We start from the raw sequence: 17,135 nt of genomic DNA on the forward strand, positions 1-17,135 counted from the left end.
ATAGGAGCCGTTCCTTAATATAAGGCTTTGGCTCCTTTCCATTTTATGAGACAAGTTCTCCAAAAAGAGATGCATCTTCTATTTGATCAAGTAAAAAGCATGATTTATCTTTTCCAAATAGCATCAAACGGTGCAAAGGTCTTGTCATGGATACATACAAAAGCTTAATATCAATTTCATTTGCCTCGAATGTTTCATCCAATGTACATACAATCACAGCATCAAATTCAAGCCCTTTTGATAAATGGGAGCTGACGATTACCACTTCATCTTTATTTATTTCCTCATTTTCCTGTAAAAACTGAATAGGCAATGTAGAATATTTTCCGAAAAGCTTCGCCAATTTTTTGCACTCATTATTTGTTTTGCCAATAACGGCTACCGTCTTTATCCCTTCAGAATACATTCTTTCAATTTCACTGCAAATTTTTTCAATCGTTGCTTTTTCCGTAGTTGTTTCTATAAATGTTGGTTTTTGGCTATGGCGAACAACCGGTTCTACCGTTGGAAGATTTAATTGCAATAGCTTTAAGATTTCATTGGCCGCATTCATAATTTCAATGGTGGTACGGTAGCTTTTTTGCAATGTCTTGTAGCTGGCACGTGGAAAGATTTCTTTATATACAATGCTCCAGTCATTGATTCCCCTGTAAGAATGAATACCTTGAGCCAGATCACCCACTATCGTGAACATATCTGTTTCCAGTACGCTTTTTAACGCAAAAAGCTGAAAGTAGCTGTAATCTTGGGCTTCATCAATGACAACATTCTTCACGCGCAGCATTTTATCTATTCCAAATAATTTTCCTTGCAAATAAAGCAGTGCGGATAAATCTTCTATTTCAAAGCTTTTTTCTGTATATAACAAAAACTGATAGTTGCAGAAGAATTCTATTTGCTGCTCAGTTAAATCTGGCGCATATTTTGAAAAGAGCTCTTTGTTGGTGACAAGTTCTTTATAATAATGAAACAAATCATGTTTTGGTATTTGCTTCATATAAGTATTTACTGCTGTTCTGACTTCTTTATTTATTTCTTTTAAAGCATAATCCTTTTTATCCAATGCCATGGAGACATATTTGCGCCGATTCTCAGGATCCGCTTTGCTGTATAATGCTCTTTCTAATTTTTCATCATAAAAATTTGTGATTTTTTCAATCATTGTCTTTTTTTCTGTTCTAACATGGTTTTGCAGAACGCGTTTAATTTTCTCTATTCGTTGATAATATGGAAGGTATTCATATTCATAAGTAATCAGCTTTCGTAATTTTTTTGCACTGTAAAGTCTAAATTTCGAAACATAGAAGTCCTCTTTTGGCAATAAGGTTTTTAAAATATCTTGTAAGTATTGATTGATAATATCCCTAAATTGCAAAGATCCTTTAAATGCCGAAATCCATCTTGTTAATTCAGGTTCCTGGATCTCACGGTTCATAAATTTCAGTAATTTCTCATCTGGGTGTTTTAATTTTATCTTTTTGCCGATGCATTTTAATACATAATCAACGAAGGTGGTTTGATGAATATTTTCGACTCCCAGTTCGGGAAGTACTTCCGATATATAATCGATAAACAATCGGTTTGGGGCTAAGATCATTAACTGATTTGGAGTAAAGTGTTCAGCATAGGTGTAAATGAAATAAGATAATCTGTGTAAAGCGATGGTTGTTTTTCCGCTTCCTGCTGCACCTTGAACGATGATTGGTTTATTCAGATCAGCGCGGATGACATTATTTTGCTCCTCTTGGATGGTGGAAACTATTTCTGTAAGCCGGTTGCTTGAGCTATTTGCCAGGGACATCTGCAGAAGTTCGTCATTGGTGGTTAAATCAATATCACGAATATCCGTAAGCTCTCCATTTTCAATGATAAATTGCCGTTTTTGTGATAAAAACCCCTCATATTTTTCGCCTTCTGCTTCATAAGAAACCTCTCCTAAACGACCGTCATAATAAAGATTAGCAACTGGCGAGCGCCAATCCACAATGATCGGCATTTGTGTTTCCTTATCAAAGAGAGAAACTTTACCGATATAGAGGATTTCTTCTTGATTAGTTTCTTCCCGTAGAAAATTGATCTTCGCAAAATAAGGTTTGTTCTCAAACTTTTTTAATCTTTTCACTTCCTCTTCCGTTCTTCTTAAAAGGTTTGAGTTGGTCAGCATACTCATGTAACTTAAACTACTGTCCTTTAAATCGATTCCTTCAAGGGAACTCTTGAGATTCTCCCTGAAGTTTTCCTCTGTCGATTCAGATGCTTTGATCACAATTTCCATATACTTTTTAGTAAACTCCAAACGTTCAAGCTCTTCTTGATAATCAGGATGCTGGATATTTTGCACTACCTGAGGCCCCCTCTCTAATGTAAATACAGACGCAAAAAGGCCATGAATTCAGTTGAAAATTCATGACTTAAATAACTTGCACTTTTTGAAAACGTAAAATTAATTGTATTATACTTTCAACGAAATGTCTAATATTTTTGTAAATTCCTCTAATTCCAATCATCAGAATCATTGTTTTGTGTATTTTACTGAGTTTATCCTTTGGTCACATGCCTATTTTCACAAATATAAACTTTTGCTCCATATCCATTTATCTAATACTACGTAGGATAATGGTGAGAATACCTAAACTAAAGTGTTTTTATTGTATTTTATCAAAAGATAAGGAGTGAAGAAGATTATGGTTCGAGATATTGATTATCAAGCTATAGAGCCAGTTCCTAAGTTTAATAAAATGAGATCAAATACTATCCCCCATTCACCGAGAAAATTAATATTAGCAACTATAGATATAACTATTCCAACGACGCATGCATATGAAAATCATGTAAAGCTAACTGCAAAAGTAGGTGTACAAGGGGTAAGTGGTACATCGAAAATTTTATTTAAAATCTATCGTGATGGTGTAGAAATTTATACTACCGAAAAGATAGTAGAACCTGATCCAGCATCAGATAAAAACTATATTGCAAAGATTCAATGTATTGATAGGAATGTGAGAGATGGATCACATACTTATAAGGTAACTGCTGAAAATATAACTAGTGATTCAGAAGCAAGTGTAGTCGGCCCAATTACGTTTAATGGGTTAGCAAGAGAAGGTGATAGAAGTCGTAACAAAGATCGCAGAAGAGATCACGACAGAGAAATTGTCAAAGAACTCGACAGTGAACTCGACAGATTAGTCAGATTCTTAGACAAACTATAATCTTAACGATTGCTGAAAAGGTCACTTTGGGATGAAGCTAATTTAATGGAGAAACCCGCCATACTATAGTGACGGGTTTCTCCATTAAATTTCTATCAAAAATATTTTCATTTGATTCGATTTTATCCCTTTTTCAGTGACTGCTCGATTAGCTTGAGGTATGACCATTACTAAACCACATCTTTAATCGTTTTACTGTTTTTTCAATAGTTTTACTGCTTTCAAGTGGATTTACTCCTGTACCATACATGTCAGGATTCCTATAAATCAATAACTGTAAAAAGCACATTAAGGTAAATAGTTGAATATAATGAATAATCAAACGAACAGATGCAACCAGATAATGTCTTATGAGTAAATTTCACTCTTCATTAGGGAATTACGATAAGCATTTATAAATGGAATATATGTTTTTGAGGTGGCATTCGTTAAATTGAAGACTTGTGCAAAAGTTAGAAACCTCTATTTGAACTGCGTCTACTGCGTCTTGAACCGCGTCCTGATCGTTGGCTAAAGCTGCTGCTTGAACGGCGGTTAAAACTCCGGTTCGAACGTCTTTGCGAACGATTTTGCGAACGACGACGGGAACGACTTTCCGAACGACGACGGGAACGACTTCTCCTCGAGCGTCTTCGCGAACGTGAGCTCATACGTCGTCTAGAGTTACTTCTCAACGATCTAAACACTATCAATAGACGTGAACGATTTCTCGAACGTCTTTGTGAACGACGACGGGAACGACGACTTGCACTTCTGCTTGCACTTCTGCTTACACTGCGACGTGATCTGCTACTTGCACTCCTTCTTGATCTACTACTTGCACTCCTTCTTGATTGACGCACTTCACTACTACTTGACCTACGTCTTCTAGAACCTTGAGCCCTTGGTTCTTGATAAAAAAAGTGGCTTAGTCCTCTTTTTTCACCTTCCCGTACAGCATCTTGGACCTCTAATGCTGTGTATCCCACATAAATCATCTCCTTATTATTATCTATAACATGAAAGTTTTTTAAACTTATCACTACAATAGCGTATGTTGAAGAAGTTTTTACGTACAGGACAGACGTTTATGTTATAAAAATTTCCCCCATTTTTTATAAATTTTAATGTATAGTTTCTTGTTGATTCGGTAAAAACTATAGGGTGAAAAATATATTTTAAAAATGGATATTTACCCTTCGTGTTCCACATTTTCAAAAAAGACTGTATAAAAACACGTTCTATCTTGAAATACTATGAATGGAAATACATATTGGAAATATCCGTGTTGGAGGTAATTGAATGGTTACAGGTAAAGTTAAGTGGTTCAATGCAGAAAAAGGCTTTGGATTCATTGAAGTCGAAGGACAAGATGATGTATTTGTTCATTTTTCAGCAATTCAAGGGGAAGGCTTCAAGACTCTTGAAGAAGGGCAGACTGTTACATTTGAAATTGAGCAAGGTGCCCGCGGACCACAAGCAACAAATGTTCAAAAGCAATAGTGACAAAAGACTCCGGTGTCGGAGTCTTTTTTGTTTCATTATAGGGAAACATTAATATGAATTTTAAAACCGCAACGACCAATCATAATTCGAATGGAAATATTCATTTAGATTCATAGTTCCTCGAAAAGTTTTCAACTAGTCTCACTAATGCTTTTTGCGTAAGAAATGGGGCTAAAGCCGCTAAGTTTTTGGGAGTAATTTTTAGATTCTCTTCTCCTAGCATTTGTTCTAATTCATCCTCTTCTAAAAATGGGGCAATTGTTGCAATTTGATTCACCGTTAAATTTACTTTGGTAACCCTTTTAACTAAATCTACTCTGCTATCTTTTTCTAAAAAAGGCAGCAGATCGGTAATATCATTAACTTCCAGTTCTTCTAAAGATAAATAATCTAGAAGAGTACGCATATCTCCGTCCAAAAATGGGGCAATCATCGAAATTTGTTTGACTGTAAGTTTGCCCTCCGATTTTTTAGTAACAAGTCGGATAATTGCATCTCTTTCTAAATATGGAGCTAGATGCACAATATCGTTCCAATCAATTTTTTCATTCGGGACACGCTCTAATAATGAAATAATCTCTTCATCAAGGAACGGGGCCAAATGAACCAATTCCTTAAAATCGGTTATTTCAGTAATATTAGCTAATTCTACTAGCAATTCATTACTAATAAATGGGGCAAAATGAGATAGATCTGAAATCGAAAGGCCATTTGGATTTAGTTTTTTTATTAATTCATTTAAATTTGCTTCTGTTAGAAATGGAGCCAATTCAACCAAGTGTTGAATGGAAAACACATCTTCATCCACGTTCGATGTCAATTCTTCGAGTGAACTTGCCTTCATCAGAGGGGCCATATCGACAAGTTCGTTAATATGAATCGTCCTAGTATTCATAAAGTGAGCAGCATGTTTAGGATGCCCTTCTATAATATTTTTGATAAACGGTTCTTTTTTTGCCTCCTCCGCATCCTTTTTTCCGCCGCTTAAAAGATTATCAACCGTAATCTCAAACATTGATGCTAATTCCACAAGTGTTCCTAAGTCTGGCAACGACTCTCCTCTTTCCCATTTTGAAACAGCCTGATGACTTACATTCAAAGAATTGGCTAAATCCATTTGGGTGAAATCCTTTTCTTTTCGTAATCTCGAAATATACGATCCTATCAATTGACTGTTTAACATGTTCCCATCTCCAAGCAAATAATTTTTCAATGCGCATTGTACCCAAAGAATAGCATAGCAAGTGTAAATCGACTATCAATTATTAGTTGAATTTTCTTTCTACTGCTGGTTGAAAAGTACTTTCTGGAAATTAATGGACTAATTTTTATATCCTTTCCATGATTTTTAACATCCTGTAACAGAATTAGTACACCGTTGAAATATAATTGTCACATTCCAATGGTATTATTTTCTTACGACAAACCTAAAGGAGCAAAGAACTTGAAGAAATTAATTCTTACTTTCAGTACGTTGCTTATAATAACGTTTGGATTATCAAACGGCGCATTTGCAGCCTCCAATACATACACAGTTAAAAAAGGCGATAGTTTATATAAAATAAGCAAAAAATATAAAGTTTCCATTACACAATTAAAACAATGGAATCATCTCTCTACTAACACGATACATATTAATCAAAAATTAAACGTTGCTGCACCTGTAAAAGCATCTGCTGTTAAGACTAAAAAAGCAACTGCAAAAAGCAAAACAGTAAAAGAACTTACGGTAACAGCTACAGCATATACGATCAGCTGCAAAGGATGCAGAGGCATCACAGCTACTGGCATCAACCTAAAAAAACATCCTAATTCGAAAGTCATTTCCGTAGATCCAAGGGTAATCCCGCTCGGATCAAAGGTATATGTCGAAGGTTATGGATATGCTATTGCAGCAGATAAAGGAAGCTCTGTGAAAGGCAATAAAATCGATGTATTTTATCCAACGCTTAAACAATGCTATAAATGGGGAAATAAAAAAGTAAAAATAAGGATAGTTAAATAGAACCAAAGCATCCTAATAAGGTGCTTTGGTTTTTCTTTTAATGTGTATTCCCCTCTATAAAGTTACCATCGCTCCAAATCTCTGTTAAAATAGGAATATCCAAAGTTAACTAAAATTTCTAAAAGGGATGATTTAATGTATAAGAAAAAACTAGTCATCACGCAAAATATCGACAGGAAGTATATGGATAAAATCAATGAAATAATCCCAGATTGGGAGGTTATCATCGGAAAGGATTCTTCCGTATGGTTGGACCATCTCCAAGATGCAGAGATTATTGCAGGATGGAAAAAGGAAATAAAAGAGTATTGCATTGAGCAAGATTCAAATTTACGTTGGGTCCAAAGCTGGAGCGCCGGAGTTAACAGCTTTCCTTTGGAAAAAATGGCTGCTAAGCAAATGATGATTACGACTGCTAGCGGGGTGCATGCCTACCCAATTTCAGAAACCATTTTTGCACTGATGCTTGGGTTAACCCGAAAAGTACATACATATGTAAGGAATCAAGTAAATAAAGTTTGGCATCATGCAAATTTAAGTCTTGAAATGCATGAGAAAACAGTAGGAATTATTGGTGTCGGTGCCATTGGAAAAGAAACAGCAAAACTTGCCAAAGCATTCGGAATGAAGGTCATTGGGGTGCGTTTTTCAGGAAAACCGGAGGAATATGTAGATGAGATGTATACCGCTTCTCAGTTAAATGATATTCTTCCCCAATGTGATTATGTTGTGGTGACACTGCCATCCACAAAAGAAACTTACCACATGTTCGGTAAAGAACAGTTCTCACTGATGAAGCCATCTGCCTTTTTCATCAATATTGGCCGCGGGGATACAGTTGCCGAGCAGGATCTAATAGATGCTTTAAGAGAGGAAAAAATTGCTGGTGCCGGATTAGATGTATTTGAGAAAGAACCATTATCTCAGGACAGTCCACTCTGGGAGTTAGAAAATGTCATCATTACACCGCATACCTCCGGATCAACCGAGAGTTATGATAGGAGAGTAATAGAGGAAATTTTCCTTCCAAATTTAAAGAAATATATAGAAGAAGATAAGCCGACTATTAATGTTGTTGATTATGAGAAAGGTTATTAAATAGCAGAGGGTGAACAAACTTTTTTGTTCACCCTCTATTACTTTTTACGAATCTAAATTTGCTAATTCGTATATCGCTCTTGCATAAATCGCGGTTGCTTTTAATAAATCTTCTACCTCTATATATTCATCCTGCTGATGGGCTCTGTATTCTTTCCCCGGGAAGCATGCTCCAAATGCTACACCCTTTTCCATAAAGCGTGCATAGGTTGCTCCGCCTGTAGATAAAAGTGTTGGCTCTTGATTCGTTTCCTCTTGATAAACTTTTTGTAAAGCCTTAATCATTGGATGATTGGAATCTACAAAATGCGGCGCAGATTCACGACATTCTGCTACGCTGAATCCCTTTTCTTCTACTGCATTCACAATTCTCTCTTTCGTTTGAGCAAAATCTAATGTTACTGGACAGCGCAAATTAAGAAAAATCGAACCTTCCCCTTCTTGATCATATTGAATAATACCAGGGTTAACCGTAAGTGGTCCTGTTACATCATCAGAAAATGTTATTCCAAATTTCTCACCGTAATAGTCGTTATGTAATTGTGATAGAAGCGATACAAATGGCTGAACTTCAGACTGAAGCTTGAATTGGTTTAAAAATTCGCCAAGGGCTGTTCCCGCATTTCGACCGGCAAAAGGTTCCATTGCATGTGCTGATATACCAAATAAGGTAAGTTTTACGGTATTTGTTAAAACTTCCATACTATAATGATATTGATTTTCTTGACAGTATTCCTCAAATTTTTCAAGGACTTCACTGTTATCCCCATATAATACAGCCGCCGCTTGTTCAGGAACCATATTTATTCTGCTTCCTGCGGAAAACGAGACAAGATTTAAATTATACTGCTTTTCATTTTTCGTTTTGTTTAGGGTTATTTTTATACTCATTTGCCCTTTCTCCGCATTAATGATTGGAAAATCGGCATCCGGAGCAAAACCAATCACCGGCAATTTTTCTACCTCTTGATAATGTCTCATACAGCTCATTCCACTTTCTTCATCTGTACCAAATATAATACGGACATTTCGTTTCACTGGGAGTCCCAGCTCTTTTACAATCTTCAATCCATAATAGGCAGCCATGGTCGGACCTTTATCATCAATAGAGCCGCGAGCAAATATTTTTCCATCGCGAATAGTCGGTTCAAATGGCGGACTAGTCCAGTTTCCCGTAGCAGGCACTACATCTACATGGCATAAAATCCCCACATAGTCATCACTTAAATGTTCCCCATGTTCAGCATATCCAGCATATCCAGCTAAATTCTTCGTTTTAAATCCAGCTTCAGCTGATAGTTGCAACATATAATCTAATGCTTTTCCTATTTCTTCTCCCATTGGACGAACTTCTGTTTTCGTACTTAGGTCCTTCACACTTTCTATTTGTAATAATCCAAATAAGTCCTCCACTAATTTCTCTTTTCTGTCTTGTACTTCCTGGTACCAATTAACCATTTCTCCTCACTCCCAAATAAACAGGTTATATAATTTTTCGAATATTTCAATTCCAGACCTTATTGCTATTTTATCATAGTAAATGCAAAACAATGACCTCGAAAACTTAAGAAGCTAAAAGTTATTATTATTGAACGGCAGTGGGAACATGTTGCCAATTTGGAATATCTAATTATCATTGGTGGATATATTTAATAAAGTAATGAAAATGAATTTTTTAGACTAAATAATGCATTATTGAAAGATGAAATATACAGCAAATACAACACATAAAAAAATAATTGACTTTTCTTTTCGATCCACAGAAATGACTATGTTTAGGGGGGATTTTAAGTACAATGACAGGAATATTTGCAGTAATCTTAGCAAGTGGACAGTCTACTAGGATGGGGACACCTAAGCTATTGCTACCTTGGAAAGGAATTAGCATTATCGAACACATTCTTTCCAACACCTTTCTGTTCCCTTTTGAAGGAGTTAAAGTCGTTGTCCCCGATAGTAATGTACCACTAAAAAGAATTGTTTCCACTTTTCCATGCGATCCAATCAACAATCACTACCCTGAGCTCGGGATGGGGTATAGCCTGTCTTTGGCTATTCGTTCCCTTCCTCCAGATGCCCAAGCAGCACTTATCCTGCTTGGTGATCAGCCGAAACTGCATTCAGATGATATACAAAATATTTGTGAATCCTTTCTCCAGAAGTTTTTAACTAAAAATGAAAAGAGCATCATTCAAATGAAATACCGCGACGGTTTTGTTGGTCATCCTACTCTCTTCAGCTCACATTTTTTTCGTGAGTTAGCATCCATCAATGGAGATAAAGGAGGGAAAGACATAATCAGGAATAATCGCCGTTTTTTATCTCATTGTCTTAGTGAATATCCATATCCTAAAGACATCGATACACCTGAAGATTATCAGAGATTAATGATAGAGGGTGATTGACGTTATCTTAACAATGCATAAAGTGTTTCATTTTAGTGAAAAGCCGAAAATTTCCCCAAACGGGTTATCCTACAATGAAGGTTAAAACCATCTCTTTATTTTTTTGTGAAGAATCATACCTAAAAAGGAATTCTTCTTAGTCGTAATCACTAATTTTCTTTTCGCAAAAAATTTTTATGTGAGAAGTCCAATCCAGAATCGTGAAACATACATAGTTTATTAAGGAATAAGCCATGGGGGTGATATTGTGGATGGTGCAGGTTACGGTGCAGGTTTTGCACTAATTGTCGTATTGTTTATCCTTCTGATTATCGTAGGAGCAGCTTACGTTTACTAATTATAAGTAAACCTTTCTGAAAGGAGGATCTTTATGTTTGGTCGTTGGGGATACGGATACGGTGGCTACGGTGGATATGGTGGCTGCGGTTATGGATATGGAGGAGGATTCGGTTATGGCGGCGGTTTCGCGCTTATCGTCGTATTGTTTATCCTTCTAATTATTATTGGAGCTGTTTGCTGGGCTTAAATATCCACTATTAAGCTAAAAAATCTATGTAAAGAAAACATAGGGTGCTAACTAATATTATTAGTTAGCACCTTTTTACACCACATACAAGGGACAGAATATGAAATATTCCTGCCTCCCTGTCATTAGTTGAGTTAAACGATAATTCCTTGTTCTCCGGCAAACTCGATAGCTTATAAAATGAATACTGTCTCGTACCATTGTTACATCTTTTTTTGATGGTACAATTTTTTTGTATTCTAACAAAGAGGTTATCGAATTTTGTCAAATTGGTAGTTTCATTGTCGAAAGGGTTCCATTTTTACCCATTATCTATCATAATATTACATATGTCCTATTACTTTAGTATCTATTTTATTTTTTTCTTATACATAAATAGAAATTTTTGTAATTATCCTTCAAGATACTAATGTGGACCAATTAGCGGATTAACATCCTCTAGTTGCTGAGATAATTTCATTATAGTAGGAGTTGGCATAATGAAGAACTACTACAACCTGCTAGATTTAACTGTCCAAATTGATCTATTACGAAAGCAAATGGTGGAAATTGGTGAGAAGAAAGGGCTTAGGAGTCCGGAAACCCTTTTTCATAGTCAGGAATTGGACAAGCTTATTTATGCTTATCAGTCTTTAATGAAAGGATTTCGGGAAACTTCTAAAGAATAATGAGGAGATTTCTACAATAAATTCACTTAAATTGGTGTGGAGAGAAGTTAACAAGTATGATTATTTAATTATCATACTTATTCATTTTTGATTTCTACGCAGGAGTTTTTATGAAATTTTTTAAAACCTCTTTATTTTTTTCATCACAATGTGAATAATCACTCAAGTGTCACTTACTTATAAGGGTGTTAATTATTAACACGATGAATCATAAAAAAAGAGCAATCAAATTGCTCCTTCTTCCGGCTCACCATTATCCTTTTGATACCCCACTGGTTGAATTGCATTTTCACTCATCAAATGCCGTACAATTCTTTTCGTTGCCTTCCCATCAATATAGTCAAAAAAACGGTTTCGAAAGGTGGCAACCTTTTTTAAATCAAATTCTCCTTTTGCCACCCAATCCGTAAGTTGATCTGTCTTAGTAAAAAATGGTCCCGGTATTATATCCAAGTAATCATAATAAAAATCCCGCTCACTGATATATTGCTCCAAATCATTTGCGAAAAAGGCAATTGGACGGCCGAGTAAGCTGTAATCAAAAAAGACCGTTGAATAATCGGTAATAAGAATATCTGCGAGTGATAATAATTCTTGAATGGTGAAGATATCCTTTATATGGTAGACAAAATTCTTTTCCTTTTCCTCTATGGTTATGCCATTTTGCATATAGGGATGGAGGTGAATGAGTAAAGCATAATCAGGATACAGCTTTTCCCTCATCATTCGGAGATTAAGCGGACATTGAAATGCCTCTTGATAGTGACTTTTCCCCCGATAGGTCGGTGCATATAAAATAAGCTTTTTACAAGTTAATTCTGGATACCTCTCATAAAAAGTTTTCTTTAGGTGTTCTCTTTTTTCTGATGAAAATAAATAGTCCGTTCTTGGTACCCCAAGAGGATAAATTCGCTTTGCTGGCATCCCAAAAGCTTCACTATAATAAGGGACTACCTCAGCGGAGCTAACATATACCCTTCCATAGTTCGAATGAATTTTTACATGCTTTAAGTATTTTTCACTTGGACCATAAAGCTTTCCGACTGTACTTAATCCAAACTTTTTTAAAGCGCCGGAACCATGCCAAAGCTGGATCACTTCCGTACCCTCTCTTGGACTGATCACATATACCGGAAAATAATAGTCATCAATGATAAAAAATTTAGAGGTTGCCATTTCATAAATAGCTCTTGATAAATGGAAAAAGTAATCTATTTTCCCTCTAAAAGAACTATGAAACTTTTTAAAAACAAAATGATATTGATAATTAGGATATTGTGCTTGCAGCTCATTGCATAGGAAATATAAATTATCTTTGAGTTTATCCGATCTATAGGATGCAAAGGTAATTTTATTTGAGTTCACCTTAAAAAACAGACAAATAATCATATAGACGCATTTCATCGTATATTTTACAAAAATGGTCGGCATTAATCGTAAATAAGACATTATTGGCACCTACCTTTCTTTTGAAAGGGCTGTTTTGCATTAATTGTTGCTTTTCGTCATATGTGTTATAAATCCTAAGCAGACTTGGTTTCGGGGCATCTTTTCTTATAAAAGTTTATTCATTATGAACCCAAGAGATTTTTATATACAAAAGCAACAAAGCTTAAGAAAAGAGCCTTAGAAAGAAGCATCCGTGCCTTTGACATGAACTTTTGTTTTACTTCCCTTTAAAATATAGTTGTGAATATAATTCACCTGTTTTTCCAAAACCATTTCTTGATTTTCCTTTGAATAAAAAACATTTAAAACCCGTTCTCTTTCTTCTCGATAAATGGCATGATCCTCAATCATGTCCTGCAATGACTGAAGGAAATCTTGAAACGTACTTGGCTTTGGCCCTGGAGTTACATCGAAATAGTCAAAGTACATTTCATTTGATTTTTGCAAGTACATTTCTAAGTCATAGCAATAAAACACAACTGGTCTGTCAAGTAATAAATAATCTGTGTAGCAGCTGGAGTAGTCGGTTACGAGTAAATCTGCATACTTTAATAAAAACTGAGGATCATAGGATTTATCACTGACATCAATGATATGCTTATATTTTTTCGAAATACTCCCGCTGCTGTACATATGTCTTTTAACAATAAAAATATACCCCATTTTTTCACAAAACTTATCCAGCTTTTCAAAGTCGAAGACAAGATTAATAGGCTTATCTAATTTCCCAAAATTCCGATGTGTCGGCATATACAAAATGACCTTGTTCTTTTTTATATAATCGGGAATCTTGTCATCTTCTTCAGACGTTTGAAAAAAGATATCATTCCTTACCTGGCCAAGTTCAATGACATTCTCCTTGTCTACTAAAAAGGTTTCAGGATAATAGGATGAAACCCTTGGACTAGTGGATACAACGTAATTTATTTTTGCTGAATTTGTTTTTATTACGAATTTCCCAAAAAAGCGTCTGATAAAACTAGGATGATGGAGAATTTTATAGGAAAATGTTTTGCTATGTGCCCCCCACACTTTCTTTAATCCAACACCATGCCACGTGAGATAGGAGATTGCACCTCCTAAAAAGACCTTGTAAAAATCATCATTAATCGAATGGGAATGAATTACTAACTTTGTTCTTAGCTGATAATAGATTCCTTTTAAGCTATTATGCTTATAGGCAGTGTACCCTCTATCTGTCAGTTCTTTTACCACCTTTCCGCTTTTAGAAATCCAAATACACCGATATTCCGGATTCTTTGTCATCTCGAGAAAAAGATATTTTGGATTTCCCCGGAACCCCATTCCATTTTCCGCACCAAATACAATGATTTTCTCCGATCTTGGAAATAATTTGGATGCATAGTAAATGCATACAACAATGAAACGCTTTAACAACAGCTTACATTTACTGAAGTTTTTATTAACAGATAGAAGAATCATTACAAGTAGAATAATTTGGATAATGTTTAATAATTGTTGATTGAAATGCATTGTAACCGCCTCTCTATGCTGTTTACATTGATTGTTCTGTTAGTTCCTTCTTATTTATGCTTTGATTTATTGGTTTTGTAACTTGCTTACGAACGACAATATTTTGTCCATCCAAACAAATACCCGTGTCAGAAAGCAAATGATCTACAACTTCGCCTACATGTTCCGGCTGCATAATAGTGCTTTGATCCTCATCAGGTGCAAGGATTCTTCTAAGCTCTGTCGCACATCTTCCCGGAGAAATACAATATACCAAAATACCATACTCTGATAATTCCTCCGATAAAGTCTGCGACATGCTAATGATCGCTGCTTTGGAAGAGGCATAAGCAAGCCAGCCAGGTCGCGCAGAACTGCCTGCGGTAGAGGCAACATTCAGGATTTTTCCTCCTGTTCTCTTCATAAACTTCACTACTTCTTTCGTTATATAAAAAATAGAATGGACATTCACTTTATAAGTAGTTTCCCAATTTTCAATGGAGGTTTCTAAGAGGGATTTGGGATTGGCGTATCCAGCAACATTTAATAAATAATCAATGGTGCCAAATCTGTTTCCTACAGATGCAATGACTTTTTCCACATCCTGATAATTGGTTAAGTCCATTGCATAGCATTCAATATGCTTTTCTTTGTTCATTTTATTAGCCGTTTCCGCAAGGCCTTCTTTCGTTCTGGAAATGAGAATAATATTTGCAATATCCTCCCTTTTGCTGAGAGTAATTGCTATCGCCCTTCCAATACCTCGGCTAGCACCTGTAATGACGCATGTTTTTGCCATCCCATTACCCCTCCAATAAAATGTATTCTTTATAAATAATTTCCGCTATTTTCCGGTCTATTGGCTTCGTAATTTTAATATTATAATCGCTTCCTGCTAGCACTTTAATGTTTGAATGAAAATAATGAAAGAAAAGGCTGGCATCTTCCGTAAAGTTCCTTCCTTCCTCTTTTGCGCATTCATGTGCATAAAGCAATTTTGATTTATTAAATTTCTGGGGTAATTGGACATTTATGAGCCTATCCCTGTGCAAATTATTTTCAATATACTCTGTTCCCTCTAAAACCGTAAATGGAATATCCTGTCCGTAAATCGCGTTTTCCGCATCGACATAAAGTAACTTTCTGAATTCCTCCACCGTTACAAATGGTCTTACAGCCTCATGGATGATAACGCTTTCGAATCTGGTCTGCTGAAGCCCTTTATGAACTGATTCCTGCCTGGTTTCTCCGCCTTCTATACAATGGATGGGAGTTGAAAATCCATAATGAAAAATGATTTCTTCCGTTTTTTCTATATATTCCTTTGGTGATGGAATAATGATTTCCTTTATTTCCTCGATGACATCAATTTTCTCTAAGGCATGGATCAGGATTGGCTTTCCACCAATTAATAAAAATTGTTTTGGAATATCAAGCTGCATTCTTTTTCCTACGCCGCCTGATAAAAGTATAAAACTATACTCCTTCAAAAAATTCACCTCATCTTGTGTAAATTCAAAATATGGAGCAAATTCAAATAACTTTGAAAAATATTATACTATTAAAGTGGTTCTAATGGAAACAAAAACGTAAATCGGTACTTCCATCATGAATTGGCAGCATATATGTTATAATAATCAGGAAATATATAGGTTCATGATTTGCTGGTTAATCTTATCAAATAGCTAGTAAAATCAACGCCTATCCAAAAGGAGCTTAAAAAGGATGAGTAGTCATAATAAATTTACAGGCTTTGTTGGTACATATACAAAAGGTGATAGCAAAGGAATCTATTCCTTCACCTTAGATACCGAGAATAAAAAAATTAGTGATGTGAAGGTAGCTGCAGAGCTTGAGAATCCAACATATGTAGCTATAAGCAACGATAATCAATATCTTTATTCCGTTATAAAAGAAGGAGAACAAGGAGGAGTTGCTGCCTATTCCATCCTTGAGAATTCAGGCACACTTGAAAGAAAAAATATTCAATTGCTTCCAGGCTCCTCACCTTGTCATGTAAGTGTGGACAGCGGCAATCATTTTGTTTTATCTGCAAATTACCATAAAGGCAACATTTCAGCGTATCTTACAAATAAGGATGGTGGCATTCATCCTGCTTATTCGGTTATTGAACTTCAAGGTTCCGGCCCTTCGGAGAGACAGGAAAAACCTCATACGCATTATTCCGGCTTTACCCCCGACGAAAAATATGCTGTGGTAGTTGATTTAGGAATCGATAAATTGATTACCTACAAATTAGATGATGAAAATTTAACAGAGGTGAGCAGTTTATCTGTTAAACCTGGCAGCGGCCCCAGACATCTGGAGTTTCATCCAAATGGGAAATATGCATATTTAATGACCGAATTAAGCTCTGAGGTTATTGCTTTAGAATATCATGAGGAAGATGGCAGTTTTAAAGAACTGCAATATATTTCTGCTATTCCGGAAGATTTTACAGAGAACAGTCAAGGAAGCGCCATCCATGTTTCTTCTGACGGACGCTTTGTATATGCCGCTAATCGGGGACATGATTCAATTGCAGTTTTTAGTATAAATCAAGAGTCAGGAAAACTCACATTTATTGAGCATACTTCTACAGAAGGTTCTTGGCCAAGAGATTTTATACTGGATCCGACGGAGAAATTCCTAGTGGCATCCAACCAAGAATCAGGAAATCTTGTTCTCTATGTGCGTGATACGGAAACTGGAAAATTGTCCTTACTGCAATCCGATGTGGCAGTTCCTTATCCGGTTTGTGTGAAGTTTTTGAATTACTAAATAGAAAAGCGGAAGCGCTTTTCCCATCGGCGT

The 17,135-nt window shown here is 35.7% G+C and carries 17 protein-coding genes; 9 read left to right on the plus strand and 8 right to left on the minus strand.

All coding sequences use genetic code 11. From position 1 onward, the window contains the following. Positions 1-43: 43 nt before the first annotated feature. Complete coding sequence (gene helD / locus AN964_RS23950; RefSeq protein ID WP_055742291.1) at positions 44-2,341, minus strand: RNA polymerase recycling motor HelD; 2,298 nt, start codon at positions 2,339-2,341, stop codon at positions 44-46. Positions 2,342-2,738: 397 nt separating this feature from the next. Here helD and AN964_RS23955 point away from each other — a divergent pair, with 397 nt between their 5' ends. Continuing rightward, the gene (locus tag AN964_RS23955; RefSeq protein ID WP_183102066.1) at positions 2,739-3,212 is read left to right on the plus strand and encodes an exosporium protein C; all 474 of its coding nucleotides are present in this window, start codon (positions 2,739-2,741) and stop codon (positions 3,210-3,212) included. A 452-nt stretch (positions 3,213-3,664) separates the two neighbouring features. Here AN964_RS23955 and AN964_RS27625 read toward each other — a convergent pair whose 3' ends face one another. Further along, positions 3,665-4,189 carry a CotG/ExsB N-terminal domain-containing protein gene (locus AN964_RS27625; protein ID WP_437177125.1) on the minus strand — a complete coding sequence of 175 codons (525 nt, stop codon included), beginning with the start codon at positions 4,187-4,189 and terminating at the stop codon, positions 3,665-3,667. 304 nt (positions 4,190-4,493) lie between these two features. On the opposite strand from AN964_RS27625, the gene AN964_RS23960 reads away from it, so the two are divergent. After that, on the plus strand, positions 4,494-4,694 hold the full coding sequence (locus AN964_RS23960) for a cold-shock protein (RefSeq protein WP_055742292.1): 201 nt from the start codon (positions 4,494-4,496) through the stop codon (positions 4,692-4,694). A 103-nt stretch (positions 4,695-4,797) separates the two neighbouring features. Here AN964_RS23960 and AN964_RS23965 read toward each other — a convergent pair whose 3' ends face one another. Continuing rightward, complete coding sequence (locus AN964_RS23965) at positions 4,798-5,880, minus strand: helix-turn-helix domain-containing protein (protein WP_055742293.1); 1,083 nt, start codon at positions 5,878-5,880, stop codon at positions 4,798-4,800. 261 nt (positions 5,881-6,141) lie between these two features. Between AN964_RS23965 and AN964_RS23970 the strand changes: the two genes are divergently transcribed. Continuing rightward, positions 6,142-6,702, plus strand: coding sequence for a 3D domain-containing protein (locus tag AN964_RS23970; protein WP_055742294.1), 561 nt, complete (start codon positions 6,142-6,144; stop codon positions 6,700-6,702). A 135-nt stretch (positions 6,703-6,837) separates the two neighbouring features. Further along, positions 6,838-7,800, plus strand: coding sequence for a D-2-hydroxyacid dehydrogenase (locus tag AN964_RS23975; RefSeq protein WP_055742295.1), 963 nt, complete (start codon positions 6,838-6,840; stop codon positions 7,798-7,800). A 45-nt stretch (positions 7,801-7,845) separates the two neighbouring features. Here AN964_RS23975 and pepV read toward each other — a convergent pair whose 3' ends face one another. Next, complete coding sequence (gene pepV / locus AN964_RS23980) at positions 7,846-9,258, minus strand: dipeptidase PepV (protein ID WP_055742296.1); 1,413 nt, start codon at positions 9,256-9,258, stop codon at positions 7,846-7,848. A gap of 338 nt (positions 9,259-9,596) precedes the next feature. On the opposite strand from pepV, the gene AN964_RS23985 reads away from it, so the two are divergent. The 4 genes from AN964_RS23985 (at position 9,597) to AN964_RS23990 (ending at position 11,399) form a co-directional block, all read left to right on the plus strand. Then, positions 9,597-10,205 (plus strand): nucleotidyltransferase family protein, encoded by a 609-nt coding sequence (locus AN964_RS23985; RefSeq protein WP_055742297.1) that lies wholly within the window; start codon positions 9,597-9,599, stop codon positions 10,203-10,205. 247 nt (positions 10,206-10,452) lie between these two features. Further along, positions 10,453-10,542 carry a YjcZ family sporulation protein gene (locus AN964_RS25860; protein ID WP_083489537.1) on the plus strand — a complete coding sequence of 30 codons (90 nt, stop codon included), beginning with the start codon at positions 10,453-10,455 and terminating at the stop codon, positions 10,540-10,542. A gap of 33 nt (positions 10,543-10,575) precedes the next feature. Next, entirely contained in the window at positions 10,576-10,731 is a 156-nt protein-coding gene (locus AN964_RS25865) for a YjcZ family sporulation protein (protein WP_083489538.1), read from the plus strand. Between the two features lie 479 nt (positions 10,732-11,210). Continuing rightward, positions 11,211-11,399, plus strand: coding sequence for an aspartyl-phosphate phosphatase Spo0E family protein (locus AN964_RS23990; RefSeq protein WP_055742298.1), 189 nt, complete (start codon positions 11,211-11,213; stop codon positions 11,397-11,399). 225 nt (positions 11,400-11,624) lie between these two features. Here AN964_RS23990 and AN964_RS23995 read toward each other — a convergent pair whose 3' ends face one another. The 4 genes from AN964_RS23995 to AN964_RS24010 form a co-directional block, all read right to left on the minus strand. Next, the gene (locus AN964_RS23995) at positions 11,625-12,848 is read right to left on the minus strand and encodes a CDP-glycerol glycerophosphotransferase family protein (protein WP_055742299.1); all 1,224 of its coding nucleotides are present in this window, start codon (positions 12,846-12,848) and stop codon (positions 11,625-11,627) included. A gap of 177 nt (positions 12,849-13,025) precedes the next feature. Beyond that, positions 13,026-14,342 carry a CDP-glycerol glycerophosphotransferase family protein gene (locus AN964_RS24000; protein WP_055742300.1) on the minus strand — a complete coding sequence of 439 codons (1,317 nt, stop codon included), beginning with the start codon at positions 14,340-14,342 and terminating at the stop codon, positions 13,026-13,028. Positions 14,343-14,364: 22 nt separating this feature from the next. Next, on the minus strand, positions 14,365-15,120 hold the full coding sequence (locus tag AN964_RS24005) for an SDR family oxidoreductase (RefSeq protein ID WP_055742301.1): 756 nt from the start codon (positions 15,118-15,120) through the stop codon (positions 14,365-14,367). Between the two features lie 4 nt (positions 15,121-15,124). Beyond that, the gene (locus tag AN964_RS24010; protein ID WP_235950454.1) at positions 15,125-15,811 is read right to left on the minus strand and encodes an IspD/TarI family cytidylyltransferase; all 687 of its coding nucleotides are present in this window, start codon (positions 15,809-15,811) and stop codon (positions 15,125-15,127) included. A gap of 235 nt (positions 15,812-16,046) precedes the next feature. On the opposite strand from AN964_RS24010, the gene AN964_RS24015 reads away from it, so the two are divergent. Further along, positions 16,047-17,102: a lactonase family protein gene (locus AN964_RS24015; protein WP_055742303.1), complete on the plus strand. Its 1,056-nt coding sequence runs from the start codon at positions 16,047-16,049 to the stop codon at positions 17,100-17,102. Positions 17,103-17,135 lie beyond the last annotated feature (33 nt).

This window comes from Heyndrickxia shackletonii (assembly GCF_001420715.1).
GTDB lineage: Bacteria > Bacillota > Bacilli > Bacillales > Bacillaceae_C > Margalitia > Margalitia shackletonii.

Bases quoted from the DNA above. Each gene is read 5' to 3' on its own strand.
- pepV (WP_055742296.1), bottom strand. From the start codon at position 9,258: ATGGTTAATTGGTACCAGGAAGTACAAGACAGAAAAGAGAAATTAGTG.
- AN964_RS24000 (WP_055742300.1), bottom strand. From the start codon at position 14,342: ATGCATTTCAATCAACAATTATTAAACATTATCCAAATTATTCTACTT.
- AN964_RS23985 (WP_055742297.1), top strand. From the start codon at position 9,597: ATGACAGGAATATTTGCAGTAATCTTAGCAAGTGGACAGTCTACTAGG.
- AN964_RS23955 (WP_183102066.1), top strand. From the start codon at position 2,739: ATGAGATCAAATACTATCCCCCATTCACCGAGAAAATTAATATTAGCA.
- AN964_RS23965 (WP_055742293.1), bottom strand. From the start codon at position 5,880: ATGTTAAACAGTCAATTGATAGGATCGTATATTTCGAGATTACGAAAA.
- AN964_RS23975 (WP_055742295.1), top strand. From the start codon at position 6,838: ATGTATAAGAAAAAACTAGTCATCACGCAAAATATCGACAGGAAGTAT.
- AN964_RS23990 (WP_055742298.1), top strand. From the start codon at position 11,211: ATGAAGAACTACTACAACCTGCTAGATTTAACTGTCCAAATTGATCTA.
- AN964_RS23960 (WP_055742292.1), top strand. From the start codon at position 4,494: ATGGTTACAGGTAAAGTTAAGTGGTTCAATGCAGAAAAAGGCTTTGGA.
- AN964_RS24015 (WP_055742303.1), top strand. From the start codon at position 16,047: ATGAGTAGTCATAATAAATTTACAGGCTTTGTTGGTACATATACAAAA.
- AN964_RS23995 (WP_055742299.1), bottom strand. From the start codon at position 12,848: ATGTCTTATTTACGATTAATGCCGACCATTTTTGTAAAATATACGATG.
- AN964_RS24005 (WP_055742301.1), bottom strand. From the start codon at position 15,120: ATGGCAAAAACATGCGTCATTACAGGTGCTAGCCGAGGTATTGGAAGG.
- AN964_RS25865 (WP_083489538.1), top strand. From the start codon at position 10,576: ATGTTTGGTCGTTGGGGATACGGATACGGTGGCTACGGTGGATATGGT.
- AN964_RS27625 (WP_437177125.1), bottom strand. From the start codon at position 4,189: ATGATTTATGTGGGATACACAGCATTAGAGGTCCAAGATGCTGTACGG.